Annotated in this window: 15 protein-coding genes; all 15 read left to right on the plus strand. The window is 41.3% G+C overall.

The window, feature by feature from the left end; genetic code table 11:
* The first annotated feature begins 25 nt into the window (after window positions 1–25).
* The 15 genes from rnhB (at window position 26) to fliF (ending at window position 15,633) form a co-directional block, all read left to right on the plus strand.
* The gene (gene rnhB, locus IEV18_RS01705; RefSeq protein ID WP_188390642.1) at window positions 26–799 is read left to right on the plus strand and encodes a ribonuclease HII; all 774 of its coding nucleotides are present in this window, start codon (window positions 26–28) and stop codon (window positions 797–799) included.
* 26 nt (window positions 800–825) lie between these two features.
* Entirely contained in the window at window positions 826–2,571 is a 1,746-nt protein-coding gene (locus IEV18_RS01710; RefSeq protein WP_188390643.1) for a TP0910 N-terminal domain-containing protein, read from the plus strand.
* The gene (locus IEV18_RS01715) at window positions 2,568–2,849 is read left to right on the plus strand and encodes an EscU/YscU/HrcU family type III secretion system export apparatus switch protein (protein ID WP_188390644.1); all 282 of its coding nucleotides are present in this window, start codon (window positions 2,568–2,570) and stop codon (window positions 2,847–2,849) included. Before IEV18_RS01710 ends, IEV18_RS01715 begins: the two co-directional genes overlap by 4 nt.
* 115 nt (window positions 2,850–2,964) lie before the next feature.
* Complete coding sequence (sucC, locus tag IEV18_RS01720) at window positions 2,965–4,128, plus strand: ADP-forming succinate--CoA ligase subunit beta (RefSeq protein WP_188390645.1); 1,164 nt, start codon at window positions 2,965–2,967, stop codon at window positions 4,126–4,128.
* A 44-nt stretch (window positions 4,129–4,172) separates the two neighbouring features.
* Window positions 4,173–5,078, plus strand: coding sequence for a succinate--CoA ligase subunit alpha (gene sucD, locus IEV18_RS01725; protein ID WP_188390646.1), 906 nt, complete (start codon window positions 4,173–4,175; stop codon window positions 5,076–5,078).
* 139 nt (window positions 5,079–5,217) lie between these two features.
* Window positions 5,218–6,060, plus strand: a complete 843-nt coding sequence (dprA, locus tag IEV18_RS01730) for a DNA-processing protein DprA (protein WP_229733511.1) — start codon at window positions 5,218–5,220, stop codon at window positions 6,058–6,060.
* Window positions 6,061–6,269: 209 nt separating this feature from the next.
* Window positions 6,270–8,348 carry a type I DNA topoisomerase gene (gene topA, locus IEV18_RS01735; protein ID WP_188390648.1) on the plus strand — a complete coding sequence of 693 codons (2,079 nt, stop codon included), beginning with the start codon at window positions 6,270–6,272 and terminating at the stop codon, window positions 8,346–8,348.
* 369 nt (window positions 8,349–8,717) lie between these two features.
* Window positions 8,718–9,635 (plus strand): tyrosine recombinase XerC, encoded by a 918-nt coding sequence (gene xerC, locus IEV18_RS01740; RefSeq protein ID WP_188390649.1) that lies wholly within the window; start codon window positions 8,718–8,720, stop codon window positions 9,633–9,635.
* 4 nt (window positions 9,636–9,639) lie between these two features.
* Entirely contained in the window at window positions 9,640–10,185 is a 546-nt protein-coding gene (gene hslV, locus IEV18_RS01745; RefSeq protein WP_188390650.1) for an ATP-dependent protease subunit HslV, read from the plus strand.
* 22 nt (window positions 10,186–10,207) lie between these two features.
* Window positions 10,208–11,596: an ATP-dependent protease ATPase subunit HslU gene (gene hslU, locus IEV18_RS01750; RefSeq protein ID WP_188390651.1), complete on the plus strand. Its 1,389-nt coding sequence runs from the start codon at window positions 10,208–10,210 to the stop codon at window positions 11,594–11,596.
* A 31-nt stretch (window positions 11,597–11,627) separates the two neighbouring features.
* Window positions 11,628–12,407 (plus strand): GTP-sensing pleiotropic transcriptional regulator CodY, encoded by a 780-nt coding sequence (gene codY, locus IEV18_RS01755; protein WP_188390652.1) that lies wholly within the window; start codon window positions 11,628–11,630, stop codon window positions 12,405–12,407.
* A gap of 409 nt (window positions 12,408–12,816) precedes the next feature.
* Complete coding sequence (gene flgB, locus IEV18_RS01760) at window positions 12,817–13,209, plus strand: flagellar basal body rod protein FlgB (RefSeq protein ID WP_188390653.1); 393 nt, start codon at window positions 12,817–12,819, stop codon at window positions 13,207–13,209.
* Between the two features lie 2 nt (window positions 13,210–13,211).
* Window positions 13,212–13,661, plus strand: a complete 450-nt coding sequence (flgC, locus tag IEV18_RS01765; protein ID WP_188390654.1) for a flagellar basal body rod protein FlgC — start codon at window positions 13,212–13,214, stop codon at window positions 13,659–13,661.
* A gap of 52 nt (window positions 13,662–13,713) precedes the next feature.
* On the plus strand, window positions 13,714–13,980 hold the full coding sequence (gene fliE, locus IEV18_RS01770; RefSeq protein WP_229733512.1) for a flagellar hook-basal body complex protein FliE: 267 nt from the start codon (window positions 13,714–13,716) through the stop codon (window positions 13,978–13,980).
* Window positions 13,981–14,031: 51 nt separating this feature from the next.
* On the plus strand, window positions 14,032–15,633 hold the full coding sequence (gene fliF / locus IEV18_RS01775) for a flagellar basal-body MS-ring/collar protein FliF (protein ID WP_188390656.1): 1,602 nt from the start codon (window positions 14,032–14,034) through the stop codon (window positions 15,631–15,633).
* Window positions 15,634–15,640: the final 7 nt, after the last annotated feature.

Raw genomic sequence — 15,640 nt, forward strand, 5'->3', positions numbered from 1 at the left:
ACCGATATAAAAGGGAGAAACAAAGATGCAAAAACGAACAATTACAGAAATTAGACAGCTATTCCAATCAGGGGAATTATCTGAGGAAATGGTTCAGGAATTAAAAACAGATGAACGAAAAGGCGTGCAGCAAATTATCCGGTCCTATGAAAAACAGCGGCTAAAAGAGCTGGAAATGGAGCAGCGGTTTTTGGAGATGACTTCATTTGAACGGAAGGCGGCTGCAAAAGGCTGCCGTTATGTTGCTGGAGTTGACGAAGTGGGAAGAGGCCCCCTTGCCGGGCCGGTTGTAGCAGCCGCTGTCATCCTTCCTTTCGGCTTGCGCTTGGCGGGGCTGAGGGATTCGAAGCAACTGAAGGAAGAAGAGCGGGAATATTTTTATAATTTGATTCGTGATCAGGCAATTGCTTATGGCATCGGCATTGTCCATAACGATGTCATTGACAAAATAAATATATTGGAAGCGACGAAGCTGGCAATGGAAAAAGCAATCTCAGAACTGAAGCCTGAACCGGACCATCTGTTGATCGATGCAATGACATTGCCGTCTGTGCCAATTTCCCAGGAGGCGATTATTAAAGGCGATGACCGAAGCGTATCGATTGCAGCTGCAAGCGTTTTGGCGAAGGTAACGAGGGACAGATGGATGAAAAAAATACATAAAGATTATCCTCAATATGATTTTGTTAAAAATATGGGTTATGGGACGAAAACCCATCTGGAAATGCTAGAGCAATATGGCTTGACTCCGTACCACCGGAAATCGTTTGCTCCAGTAAAAGAAAGAATCGGCCGTTAACATTATTGAAAGTGAGGAATAGGAAGATGAACCCGTTACAAATATTTGGAAAACCGGCAATGAAAACTATGCCCGCATCTCCCTTGCGGAACGGGCAAATTATTCAGGGAAAAGTGATGAAGCTGTTCCCGAATCAGCGGGCGGAAATACAAATCGGCGGCCAAAAGGTCATTGCGAAACTGGATGCCTCGCTGACTTTGCATAGGAGCTACCATTTTCAAGTACAGATTAAAGGCGGTATCATTTATTTGCACGTTCTTGCCGAACAGCAAAAAAAGACAAACGATCTTCTTCATCTTCTTCATTCCTTGCGGCTAAAATCTACGAAGACAAATGTCGCTTTTATGAAACTATTACTAGAACGTCTAATTCCGTTTGACCGCGGCCAGCTAGTTCAAGCGCTTTCCTTGCTGGAAGGTGCTTCCGGGAATGAAAAGGCGATGGAAGTGCTCGTTTATATGATTAAAAACCGGCTCCCAATGTCAGAAATCGTCTTTCAAGGATTGCTGGCGAAAACGAATTACAGGCAGACGGAGCTGTTTCAATCTTTTCTGACATCCGTACGCAGCAACTCAGGGGATCATCCAGCTGTACAACGGCTGGCAGATTTTGTCGAACCTCCGTTAAATGGAAAAGCCGCTGTTGCCAAAGAACTGTTTTCGGTGGAAAATACCCGTCTTCCATTCCATCTCCTGCAGGCCGCTGGAAAGATTCCCTTATCTTTTAATTTCGGACAATGGAAAGAGTCGTGGCAACCGTTTTTATCCGCAATGAAAAATATGACGAACAGCGAGCTGAACCAGTTTGCGAAGGTGAATCATCTCCCCTTTCCAATTGAAATGAAAGAAATCGAATATATTTGGAAAACGGTGTACAAACATCAGGCGCTACTTCGCAAAGAAGCTGGGGAAATATTGGAACAGTGGGAAGGAAAAATTAATGCCGCCGTTTTGAAAGGGAAGGGACTGGATAAAAATGAGTTTGCTGCATTCGTCGTGCGAGTGAGAAAACTTTTTAACCATTTTACCGGGACGCAATTTGTTTTGGCCAACAGACCTGTTGACCTGAAACAAGTGGCGGAAATACTCCATACTCTTTACGACATCCCATCCGGGGAAAAGATTGAGAAATTCCTCACTTCCATCCGAGAACGAAACTTATTTTTGTCCGATTTGCCAAAGGAACAGCTTTTGCATCAAATACGGCAAACGATTTCCATGATTACTTATGAACAGCAAATTGCAAAAGGAGAGGCGGACCCTGCCGCGAATATGAAAGCCATGCTCCTTCAATGGTTGAATGAAAGCACTGGCCAGACGAAGGAACATTTGACACGATTGCTGCAATTTGTTCATGGCGTGCAATTGCAATCGGTAAGGGAAGCAGATTCTTTTATACATGTCCAATTGCAAATACCGGCGGAAAGAATGGGGTTAAATAAGGATGTAACTTTGGAGATGGAAGGCAGAAAGACGAAGGATGGCGGGCTGAATCCTGATTATTGCCGGATTTTATTTTTGCTGGATCTTAAATTTCTCCATGAGACTGCAATCGATGTGATGGTACAAAAACGATCCGTATCCATGACGGTGTATAACGATACGGAAAACATCCAAACCTATGCCGCGACGCTTAAACCCCTTTTGAAGACTCGCTTGGAAGAGCTGAATTACAAATTGTCCCAAATTAATTTTAAACCGTTTGCCGAACGTGAAAAACCGATTAAAGAGGAAATCGATAAAACGGTTCATGGGGTTGATTACCGAATATGACGGAAAAACGCAAAAAAGCAGCAGCTCTTCGCTATAATCAACATCAAGATGCGGCGCCTGTGCTTGTTGCATCCGGAAAAGGGCTCGTTGCCGAAGAAATTATGAAAAGGGCGCAAGAACACGAAGTGCCCATCGTGGAGGATGCCACGCTGGTGGAATTATTATCCGAATTGGATATCAATGAAACAATACCGGAACAATTGTTTGAAATGGTGGCGGAAGTTTTTGCTTTTATTTACCAATTGGACAAATCTGCAGGAACCTCTATGAAAGAATAGTAAGATTTATATTGCAATTTTCAAGTAATGAAAACATTTTGTGAACATTTTCTTGTTAAATGTCGATTCTTTTTATACAATGGACTTGCAGTAATTATATATAGGGGGATAAAGAATGAACATTCACGAGTACCAAGGTAAACAGATTTTGCGTGAATTTGGTGTTAAAGTTCCTAATGGATATGTTGCCTATACAGTGGATGAAGCTGTAGAAGCTGCCAAAAAATTAGGTTCTTCTGTCACCGTTGTTAAAGCACAAATTCATGCTGGAGGCCGCGGAAAAGCGGGTGGAGTTAAAGTTGCAAAAAATTTAGATGAAGTTCGTACATATGCCGATGAAATCCTCGGTAAGACGCTGGTTACCCACCAGACTGGGCCAGAAGGAAAAGAAGTGAAACGCCTTCTGATTGAAGAAGGTTGCGATATTCAAAAAGAATATTATATTGGAGTCGTATTAGACCGAGCTACATCCCGGGTAGTTATGATGGCATCGGAAGAAGGAGGAACGGAAATTGAAGAAGTAGCTGCAAAAACACCGGAGAAAATTTTTAAAGAAGTCATTGATCCGGTCATTGGCCTTTCGCCTTACCAAGCCCGCAGACTGGCATTTAATATTAACATACCAAATGAATTAGTCGGTAAAGCGGTTTCTTTTATGATGGGTCTATATCAAGCCTTTGTGGAAAAGGACTGCTCCATTGCTGAAATCAACCCGCTAGTAACGACTGGCGACGGGGAAGTTTTGGCGCTGGATGCGAAGTTAAACTTTGATGATAACGCTTTATATCGTCATCCTGACATTGTGGAATTACGGGATTTAGATGAAGAGGATGAAAAGGAAATTGAAGCATCCAAATACGATTTAAGCTATATTGCGCTGGACGGCAACATTGGCTGTATGGTAAACGGGGCAGGTTTAGCAATGGCCACGATGGATATTATTAAATATTACGGCGGAGAGCCAGCAAACTTCTTAGACGTAGGCGGCGGCGCCACAGCAGAAAAAGTAACGGAAGCATTTAAAATTATTTTATCCGACCCGAACGTAAAGGGAATTTTCGTCAATATTTTCGGCGGAATTATGAAATGTGACGTAATCGCCGAAGGGGTTGTCGAAGCAACGAAACAAGTAGGTTTGGAAATTCCTCTCGTAGTTCGCTTAGAGGGTACAAATGTGGAACTTGGGAAGAAAATTTTGCAAGATTCGGGATTAAATATTACAGCTGCAGACTCCATGGCGGATGGAGCACAAAAGATTGTATCCTTAGTAAGCAAGTAATGATAGATTTGAAATCGATAGAATTGGAGAAAGGACGGACGAAGATGGGGATTTATCTGAATAAAGATACGAAAGTAATTGTCCAAGGAATTACTGGCGGAACAGCCAGATTCCATACGAAACAAATGCTGGAATACGGAACGAAAATCGTAGGCGGCGTTACTCCGAAAAAAGGCGGTACAGAAGTAGAAGGCGTGCCTGTATTTAATACATTGCAAGAAGCCGTCGACGAAACAGGTGCAACCGTATCTGTCATTTATGTTCCGGCACCGTTTGCTGCTGATGCGATCATCGAAGCGGTAGACGCAGAACTAGATCTTGTCATCTGTATTACTGAACATATTCCGGTATTAGATATGGTAAAAGTAAAACGATACATGGAAGGAAAGAAAACCCGGCTAATCGGACCAAACTGCCCAGGTGTTATTACCGCCGATGAATGTAAAGTCGGCATCATGCCAGGGTACATCCATAAAAAAGGTCATATCGGCGTTGTATCCCGTTCCGGAACTTTAACTTATGAAGCGGTCCATCAGCTAACCCAAAGAGGTTACGGACAGTCGACAGCTGTCGGAATCGGGGGAGACCCGGTAAACGGAACGAATTTCATCGATGTGTTAAAGGAATTCAATGAAGACCCGGAAACAGAAGCGGTAATCATGATTGGAGAAATCGGCGGAACGGCCGAAGAGGAAGCCGCATTATGGATTAAAGAAAATATGAAAAAACCAGTCGTCGGCTTTATAGGCGGTGCTACAGCCCCTCCAGGAAAACGGATGGGACATGCCGGAGCAATTATTTCTGGCGGAAAAGGAACAGCAGAAGAAAAAATCCGCGTCATGAAGGAATGCGGAATCGCTGTTGCTGAAACGCCTGCAGTCATCGGCGAAACGATGATTAAAGTGCTCAAAGAAAAAGGCCTGGACGAAAAATGCCGAACCCATGCTTAACAACAAAGGAAGAACCTAAAAGTACCTGCTTTTAGGTTCTTCTTCCATTGAAAATTCCTTTTCATTAAATCAAAATGAATGAGGTGGTTAATTGAAACATACTCGCTATCGAATCATTCATCTGTCAAGGTGCAAAGGAGTGACAAGAAGCATTTTAAGAAAATTTTTGCGAAAATTCCCAACCTTAGAGCCGCTATATCAATTCTCTCCAGAATCCATTTCCCAAACCTTTTCCATCCCTCCGCAAAAAGCTTCCTTAATCTACCGTGATCTCCATAACCGGCAATTAATTGAACGGATAAAAAAAGAAATTGTTACGTTTCCTATCATTACAATAGTTGACGAGAGCTATCCACCTATGTTAAATACAATAAAAGATGCGCCGCTCGTATTGTATGCATGCGGTGATTTATCCTTATTATCCGAACAGCCGAAAATCAGTGTCATCGGCACGAGAAATCCTTCAAAAGATGCATGGGCGAAAACGGAGTTCGTCGTTAAGCCGCTCGTTCAGGAAGGATGGGTCATTGTTAGCGGTTTAGCGAAAGGAATTGACAGTTTTGCCCATGAAATTGCATTGCAGCATCACGGTAAAACAATAGCCGTTTTAGGAAGCGGATTTAATCATATATATCCGAGAAAAAACAGCAAATTATTTTTTGAAATTGCCAACAGAGGGCTTGTCTTATCTGAGTATGCTCCAAATATTCCTCCAGCAAAATATCATTTTCCCGAACGGAACCGGATTATTAGCGGCTTAAGTTTTGGAACATTAGTGATTGAAGCAATGGAAAAAAGCGGAACGCTAATTACGGTGGAACATGCATTGGACCAGGGGCGAGAAGTTTTTGCCGTCCCCGATTCCCCGGCTGTTCCCCAATCAAAAGGCTGTCATCAAATGATTCAGGATGGAGCAAAACTCATTCAACACGCAAAGGATATTGTCATAGAATGGCAAATGATAAAGCATCATTACAAGTAACAATTATCTATACAGAAGAAGTTTGACAAACGATGCAGAAATATTTAGTATTAGTGAAGATTTGTATTTTTTCATATAAACAAACGGAACTTTTTCGTTATTCTATTAACATACAATGCCAAAAACTTAAATGTTGATATGAAAAAGATACGAGCGGAATGAATGAAGTTTTCATTTACCGCACAACCTCATTTTAGGAGGATTAGAACATGAAAGAAAAAGAATATCTTGTAATCGTCGAATCACCAGCAAAAGCAAAGACAATTGAACGTTATTTAGGAAAAAAATATGAAGTGAAAGCCTCCATGGGCCATGTCCGTGATTTGCCGAAAAGCCAAATCGGTGTTGATATTGCTGATAATTTCAAACCGAAATATATTACAATTCGCGGCAAAGGCGAAGTGCTAAAGGATTTGCGAAAATCGGCAAAAAAAGCCAAAAAAATATTTTTAGCAGCTGACCCGGACAGGGAAGGGGAAGCGATTGCCTGGCATTTAGCCCATATATTAAATGTAGATGAAAACTCGAAGTGCCGGGTCGTCTTTAATGAAATTACAAAGGATGCAATTAAAGAGTCCTTTAAGAATCCGCGGGCAATTGACAATGATTTAGTCGATGCTCAGCAGGCGAGACGGATTTTGGACCGTTTAGTCGGGTATAAAATCAGTCCAATTCTTTGGAAAAAGGTGAAAAAAGGATTAAGTGCCGGCAGAGTACAATCGGTAGCATTGAAATTGATCCTTGATCGGGAAAAAGAGATTAATAATTTCCAGCCGGAAGAATATTGGACGATCGATGGGAAATTTTTAAAAGACGATTCCCTATTCGAAGGGTCTTTCTACGGGATAAACGGCAAGAAGCAAAGTCTAAAAACAAAAGATGAAGTAAATGAAATAATGAACCAATTGGACGGAAAATTTTCTGTAGCAAAAGTAGTGAAAAAAGAACGAAAAAGGAATCCAGCCCAGCCGTTTATCACTTCCTCTTTACAGCAGGAAGCAGCGAGGAAGCTGAATTTTCGCGCCAAGAAAACGATGATGATTGCCCAGCAGCTCTATGAAGGCATCGATCTTGGGAAAAAGGCCGGCGGAATTACCGGATTAATTACGTACATGCGAACCGATTCAACGAGAATTTCGGAAACTGCGAAACAGGAAGCTAAGGAATACATTGAATCCCAATTTGGAAAGAACTTTGTCGGAGAACAAAGGAAGAGCAAGAATAAAGAGGGAGCACAAGATGCCCATGAAGCCATTCGGCCGACGTCAGTACACCGGGATCCAAAATCATTAAAAGACGTCCTGTCGAGGGATCAATACCGCTTGTACAAATTAATCTGGGAGCGCTTTGTTGCCAGTCAAATGGCTCCTGCCGTATTGGATACGATGACAGTGCATTTAACAAATAATAATGTAGAATTTAGAGCAACAGGTTCGAAAATTAAATTTCAGGGCTTTATGAAAGTTTATGTTGAAGGAACCGATGAGAAAAATACAGAATCAAACAATTTGCTGCCTGCATTGGAAGAAGGTATGGAAGTAGAAGCAAAGGAAATAACGCCAAACCAGCATTTTACCCAGCCTCCTCCAAGGTATACGGAGGCCAGGTTAGTAAAAACGTTAGAGGAACTTGGAATCGGCAGACCGTCTACCTATGCGCCGACTCTCGATACGATCCAAAGACGGAATTATGTGACCCTAGATCAGAAACGTTTTATCCCGACTGAACTCGGTGCGGTTGTCATAGAATTATTGGAAGAATTTTTCCCGGAAATTATCGATGTCGATTTTACCGTTAAAATGGAAGATGATTTGGATTCGATTGAAGAAGGGAAGCAAGATTGGGTTTCCATTATTGACAAATTTTATCAGGATTTCGAAAAACGGTTAGAAAAAGCAGAAAAAGAAATGGAAAAAATTGAGATTAAAGATGAACCGGCTGGCATCCAATGTGAAAATTGCGGCCATGAAATGGTTTATAAAATGGGCCGTTACGGAAAATTTTTAGCATGTTCAAATTTTCCGGATTGCCGAAATACGAAACCTATATTAAAGGAAATCGGCGTACAATGTCCAAAATGCCAAAAGGGAAGCATCGTAGAAAGGAAATCAAAGAAACGGCGTGTATTTTACGGATGTGACCGTTTCCCGGACTGTGACTTTGTTTCCTGGGATAAGCCGATTGCAAGGCCATGTCCGAAATGTAACGCTACCCTCGTAGAGAAGAAGGTGAAAAAGGGAGTACAAGTTCAATGTACATCCTGTGAATATAAAGAAGAAGTTCAATGATGAGAAGGAAGGGTGCATGCCCTTCCTCTCTGTTTGAAAAATTTCTTCATAATATGCATATTTTTTGATTTATTTGGCAATAAAGATAAAAAACTAAGATATTTATTCACAAGAAATTCACAAAATACCATTTTTCTAAAATCATTGAATAGTATTCTTTGACGAAAAATATAAGTAGTAATATAATTAGCGATTGGAGAGCAAATTTTTAGATAGTTTATCGGACAAAATAACAAATAGCGTGACATTTCCAAAAATTATGTTATAATGGTCCTAGGTGCGATTCTGAATTTTATTACAATTTTGTTAAATGTCTTGCAAAACAAACTCTCCTATGCTATTATATACGCTGTTTGAAGAGGTGATGTGTTGAGCAAATTTCAACAGCAAACAAGGCACTTTATCGAATATTTGCAAATTGAAAAAAATGCTTCTTCCCATACGATCAACAGTTATACGAAGGATATCGACGACTTCTGCAGATTTCTGAACAAAGAGGGAGTCTCCTCCTTCAATGATGTGACACAGCCGGTTGTTCGAGTATATCTTACTGCTCTATACGAACAAAAACTAAGCAGAAAATCGGTGTCAAGGAAAATTTCATCCTTGCGAAGCTTTTTTCGGTTTTTAGAGCGGGAACAGCAAATAGAGAACAACCCATTCGTCCAGCTTGTCATGCCAAAAGCCGAAAAAAAAATTCCGGGCTTTTTATATTCGGAAGAGCTGGAAAAATTGTTTTCAGTTTGCGATTTAACAACACCAATCGGGCAGCGGAATCAGGCGATTTTAGAAGTTTTGTACGGCACAGGAATCCGGGTCAGTGAATGTGAAAAATTAACCGTATCGGATATTGACTTTTCAATCGGCACTTTGCTCATTCGCGGAAAAGGGCGCAAGGAAAGATATGTCCCTTTTGGTTCCTTCGCTGAAGCTGCATTAAAGACTTACATAAATGAAGGAAGAACGTACCTGCTAAATAAGTTTCAGTGCAAGACTGATTCCTTATTTTTAAATGCCCGCGGCAACCCGATAACATCCCGCGGTATTCGGGTTGTACTCGACAAGCTCGTTAAGGAAGCATCCTTAACAATCCGAGTTCATCCACACAAATTAAGGCACACGTTTGCAACCCATATGCTTAACGAAGGAGCGGATTTGCGGACGGTGCAAGAATTGCTTGGCCATGAAAATCTATCGACGACACAAATGTATACCCATGTCACGAAAGATCACCTGCAAAGAGTGTATATGAATACCCATCCGAGAGCCCGGGATGAAAAGAGGTGAAGGAATGGCAAATGAAATGCATGCAACAACAATATTTGCCATACGGCACAATGGCCAGTGTGCGATGAGCGGAGACGGCCAGGTAACATTGGGCAATGCGGTTGTAATGAAACATCGGGCAAAAAAAGTCCGTAAATTGTATCAGGGTAAAGTTCTGGCAGGATTTGCCGGATCAGTTGCCGATGCCTTTACCCTGTTTGAGAAATTTGAAGGGAAATTACAAGCCTTTAATGGCAATTTGACGAGAGCAGCTGTCGAATTGGCAAAAGAATGGCGAAGTGACAAAGTATTGCGGAAATTAGAAGCGATGCTCATTGTCATGAATAAGGAGAATATGTATTTAGTATCCGGGACAGGGGAAGTAATCGAACCGGATGACGGAATACTGGCAATCGGCTCCGGCGGCAATTTTGCCTTAAGCGCGGGGAAGGCATTAGTCAGGCATGCGAAAGATATGTCCGCAAGTGAAATTGCGAAAACAGCTCTTGAAATTGCCGGGGAGATATGCGTATACACGAACGACTATATAACAATCGAGGTTCTCGATTAATAAGGAGGAGGTCTCTCAATAGGTGAAAGACCAGTTAACACCGAAACAAATTGTGGACCAATTGGACCGATTTATCGTCGGCCAGAGAAATGCCAAAAAGTCGGTCGCTGTAGCCTTGAGAAATCGCTATCGGAGAATGCAGCTGGACGATTCGCTGAAGGATGAAATAACGCCGAAGAATATTCTGATGATTGGACCGACAGGTGTAGGGAAGACAGAAATTGCCAGAAGACTTGCCAAGTTAGTTGGTGCTCCATTTATTAAAGTGGAAGCTACAAAGTTTACAGAAGTCGGATACGTCGGCAGAGATGTGGAATCGATGGTAAGGGATTTGGTCGAAGAGGCCTTTCGTATGGTAAAAGCAGAAAAAATGAAGGAAGTAATGAATGAAGCAGAAAAAGAAGCAAATAAAAAATTAGTGAGATTGTTGGTTCCTCATGTGAAAAGGCAAACAAACTTGAAAAATCCCTTTGAACTGTTATTTCCAAATCAAGCTTCAGAGCAAGGCGATACAGCCGAAAAAGATGAAGAAATTCGCCGAAAACGTTCCATTGTGGAAGAAAAACTAAAACGCGGAGAACTGGAAGACGAAATCGTAACAGTAGAAATTGAAGAAATGCCGCCATCCATGTTTGATATGCTTCAAGGTTCAGGGATGGAGCATATGGGCATGAACATGCAGGACGTGTTAGGGCAATTTATGCCGACGAGAAAGAAAAAACGGCGGCTTCCTGTGTCTGAAGCAAGGAAAGTGCTGACTCAGCAAGAAGCACAAAAGCTTGTCGATATGGAAGAAGCAGCCCATGAAGCAGTGGCCCGGGCAGAACAGTCTGGCATTATCTTTATTGATGAAATTGACAAAGTGGTCGGGAAAGACCAAAGCTCTGCAAACGTATCCCGGGAAGGGGTCCAAAGAGATATTCTTCCGATTGTTGAAGGTTCGACGGTTATTACGAAACACGGTCCTGTAAAGACAGATCATATACTTTTTATCGCTGCGGGAGCGTTCCATATGGCGAAACCATCGGATCTCATCCCCGAGTTACAAGGAAGATTTCCGATTCGGGTAGAATTGGAGAAACTCTCTGTTGAAGATTTTAAGCGAATTTTGACAGAACCTTCCAATGCGTTAGTGAAACAATATCAGGCTTTATTGCGAACGGAAGGTATAAATGTTGTTTTTACAGACGAAGCTATAGATAGACTGGCAGAAATTGCCTATCAAGTAAATCAGGAAACAGACAATATTGGCGCAAGAAGGCTTCATACAATTTTGGAAAAACTTTTGGAAGATTTGTCCTTTGAAGCGCCGGACATTACGATGGAAGAAGTTAAGATCACCCCATCCTACGTGGATGAAAAACTGAAGACAATTGCCCAAAATCGGGACTTAAGTCAATTTATACTTTAAAAAAATGAAAGATATTGAATGGAGGATAAAAATGGAACTATTAGATCGCGCAAGAAAAATTAATGCAATGTTACAAAAAACTACAGGGAAATCAGTGAATTTTAATGACATGTCTGCATCACTCAGAGATGTTATCGGTGGTAATGTGTACATTTTAAGCCGCAGAGGGAAATTGCTTGGTTTTTCGGTCATCCAGGAAATTGAAAATGAACGGATGAAAAAAATGCTGGAAGAAAGACAGTTCCCGCAAGAGTATACGGAAGGTCTGCTAACTATTCATGAAACAACAGCAAACTTGGATGTGGACAGTCCGCACTCCGTATTTCCGGTGGAAAATAAAGACTTGTTCAGAGACGGTTTGACAACAATTGTTCCGATTATCGGCGGAGGTGAACGTCTCGGAACGTTAATTATTGGCCGTGTAAATCAAACATTCAACAACGATGACCTGCTTCTTGCCGAATACGGTGCAACGGTAGTCGGTATGGAAATTCTTCATGAAAAGACGGAAGAAATTGAAATGGAAGCGAGAAGCAAAGCCGTTGTTCAAATGGCTATCAGTTCTCTATCCTACAGCGAGCTGGAAGCAATAGATCATATTTTCGAAGAGCTTAACGGGAAAGAAGGATTGCTTGTCGCAAGCAAAATTGCTGACCGTGTAGGTATTACAAGATCTGTTATCGTAAACGCCCTGAGAAAACTAGAAAGTGCCGGAGTAATCGAATCCCGCTCCCTTGGAATGAAAGGTACTTACATTAAAGTATTAAACGACAAATTTCTTGTTGAATTAGATAAGCTTCGTTCAAGATAAGTTAATCAATTGCGGAGAAAACCAACATTTGGTTTTCTCCGCATTTTTGTTTCCTCCTTAATATTCAGGAAAAAAGTCTTGATACTTAACGCTTCTCAGGTATAAAATCAAAATACTGAGATAAATCGAAATATTTATACTGGTTTAAAATGACAGAGGAGGAAGTAGTTTCCATAAAAAGTAAATTTATGTTAAAAAAATACGACATTTATATAAACTTTATTACGAATCTGATACAGAAAGATTAAATTGCGGTTTAATAATAGTAATATAATCCTAGTTTGAAAAAACTATTTTTCATATTAACTGTGAAAAATGTCGAAATCGAATAGACTTTGTCGTACAATTCAATTAGAATTGGTTATGAAAATGTGAAATGATAATCATGACTTTTTTAGGAGGTAAGAGATTGAACCTGTTTGGCGGGACGTTTCGCACGTTGGAGCAGTCATTAGATTATGCTTCACTAAAAAATCAAGTCATCTCCAATAATATATCAAATGTTGATACACCGAATTATAAAGCCAAAGACATCGTCTTTAAAGACTATTTGGCAAAGGCTGCCTCTAATCTTGAAGCAAAAAGAACACATCCGAAACATATTCCTTTTAATTCACCACGAGACAATAACTACCAGCTTATTACAAAAGAGAATACTGTTTTTAATCATAACGGCAACAATGTGGATATAGACAAGGAAATGGCAAATTTGGCTAAAAACCAAATCTACTATAATGCTTTAATTGATCGGATGAATGGCAAATTTCATAGTTTGCAAACGGTGATTCGAGGAGGGAATTAATCGTGTCCATATTTCACGCAATGAATATTAGCGGCAGCGGGTTAACAACACAAAGACTGCGGATGGATGTCGTTGCATCCAACATCGCCAATGCCCAATCAACGAGAGCAACAGTAAATGAAAACGGGGAATTTGAACCGTACCGAAGGAAAATGGTCGTCATGGAACCGCAGGAAAAGACCTTCTCTTCTTTTTTGCAAAAGGCTCAAAATCGCAAAGCGCTGTCGGGAGTAACGGTATCTGAAATCGTGGAGGATGACGAGCCGTCTAAAATCGTTTACAACCCGAACCACCCGGATGCGGACGAACAAGGCTACGTACAATTGCCTAATGTGGACCCGCTTCAGGAAATGGTAGATTTAATGAGCGCCACCAGATCCTACGAAGCTAATATTACTGCTTTTAATGCCAGCAAGGGTATGTTGATGAAGGCGCTGGAAATCGGGAAATAATACAAAGGAGTAATGCGAAATGGATCCTATCATCCATTCGATTGCAAATGCTATGCCGCCGCAAACGGTAAAGGCGAAGACGACACCCCAGAAAGCTCACCAAAGTTTCGCAGATACACTTAAAAATGCAATCGATCATGTGAATAAAACACAAATATTATCAGACAAAAAAACGGAAGCACTTGCCAGCGGGAACATTGACGACTTGCATGATGTGATGATTACCGCCCAGAAGGCAAGTATTACTTTAGAAACTGCAGTACAAATTCAACGAAAAGTAATCGATGCATATAACGAAATGATGCGTATGCAAATATAAAAGAAATAGATAAAGATTCGATTACTTTTATTGTTTTTGGTGGGGGACTTTATGAACGAGAAAATTACAAACTGGAAGAATGCTATTATTTCTTTTTGGACAAACCGTTCAAAAAGCCAAAAAATGGTTTGGTTAGGTGTTCCTCTCCTACTGCTGATCATCATTGTAGGAGCATTTTTTCTGGCAACAAATACTAATTTTGTAACATTATATAGCAATCTTTCATTACAGGAAGCAAATCAAATAAAGACCGAATTAGATAGTCGTGGAGTTCCTTACGAATTATCGAATGGCGGAACGACGATTGCCGTACCTGAGGAACAAGTGGATCAGCTGTTAGTTGAACTGGCAGGGCAAGGAATACCGAATAGCGGCCATATCGATTATTCTTTTTTTAGCGAAAATACATCGTGGGGCATCACCGATAATGAATTTAATATTATGAAACTGGATGCAATGCAAACCGAGCTGGCAAATCTAATAAAAGGCATTGAAGGCATTAACGATGCTCAAGTCATGATCAATATGCCGGAAAAGCCGCTTTTTGCCAATGAAACGCTGCAGGAAGCAAGTGCATCTATTGTACTAAACACTGAGCCCGGCTATGAGTTTCATCCTAACCAAATTAACGGATTATATCACTTAGTTTCGAAAGCTGTTCCTAACCTCCCTCCTGAGAATATCGTCATAATGAACCAGTTTTTTGAGTACTTTGACCGGGACGGAACGAATCAATATGCCCAAGATGGACATACGTACCAGCAAAAAGTGAAACGGGACGTGGAAAAGGATATTCAGCAGCGGCTGCAGCAAATGTTAGGCGCAATGGTAGGAATGGATAATGTTATCGTTTCTGTCACCGCAGATATTGATTTCACCCAAGAAAACCGGGAAGAACAGCTCGTTGAGCCGGTTGATATCGATAATATGGAAGGATTGCCTGTAAGCATTGAAACGATACAAGAGTCGTATTCGGGAGAAAATGCAGAAGGAGGAGTTCCCGGAGCGGGCGAAGAGGATATTGCCAACTTCCCGGGGACAACAGCTGGGGATGGCGACGGAAACTATGAATTGGACAAGGAAACAATCAATTACGAGTTTAACCGGATTCGGAGGGAAATCGTAGAAAGCCCATATAAGATCCGGGATATAGGTATTCAAGTCGCCGTCGATAACGCCAGAGTAAACAACGGGGATATCGAATATTTGTCAGCGCAAGAGCAGAACGATGTGGAAGAAGGAATCAATTCTATTTTAAGCTCGATTATCGAAACGTCGGTTGATGCGGAATACGGGGAAAATCTTAACACGGACGAAAAAATTTCCATCGTTTTCCAAGAGTTTAGCGGTGGGCCTGGAAGCATTCCGGATACCGCACCGGTTATTCCGACATGGATGTATGTTGTCGGAGCTATTTTACTCATAACGATTATCGTACTTATTATTTTATTATTGCGTAACCGCCGGAAAGATGATGCCGGTGACGAGGAAATGATGGAAGATTTTGCACCATCCGAAACCGATGAAATTCCTGAGATCGAGACAGAAGAAGCGACAGATGCAATGGTGCGCCGGAAACAGCTGGAAAATATGGCGAAAGAAAAGCCAGAAGAGTTTGCAAAACTATTGAGAAGCTGGATTGGCGAAGATTAGGAGGAGA

Origin of the sequence: Compostibacillus humi (genome assembly GCF_014637175.1) — a bacterium.
Taxonomy (GTDB): Bacteria; Bacillota; Bacilli; order Bacillales; family Amphibacillaceae; genus Oceanobacillus; species Oceanobacillus humi.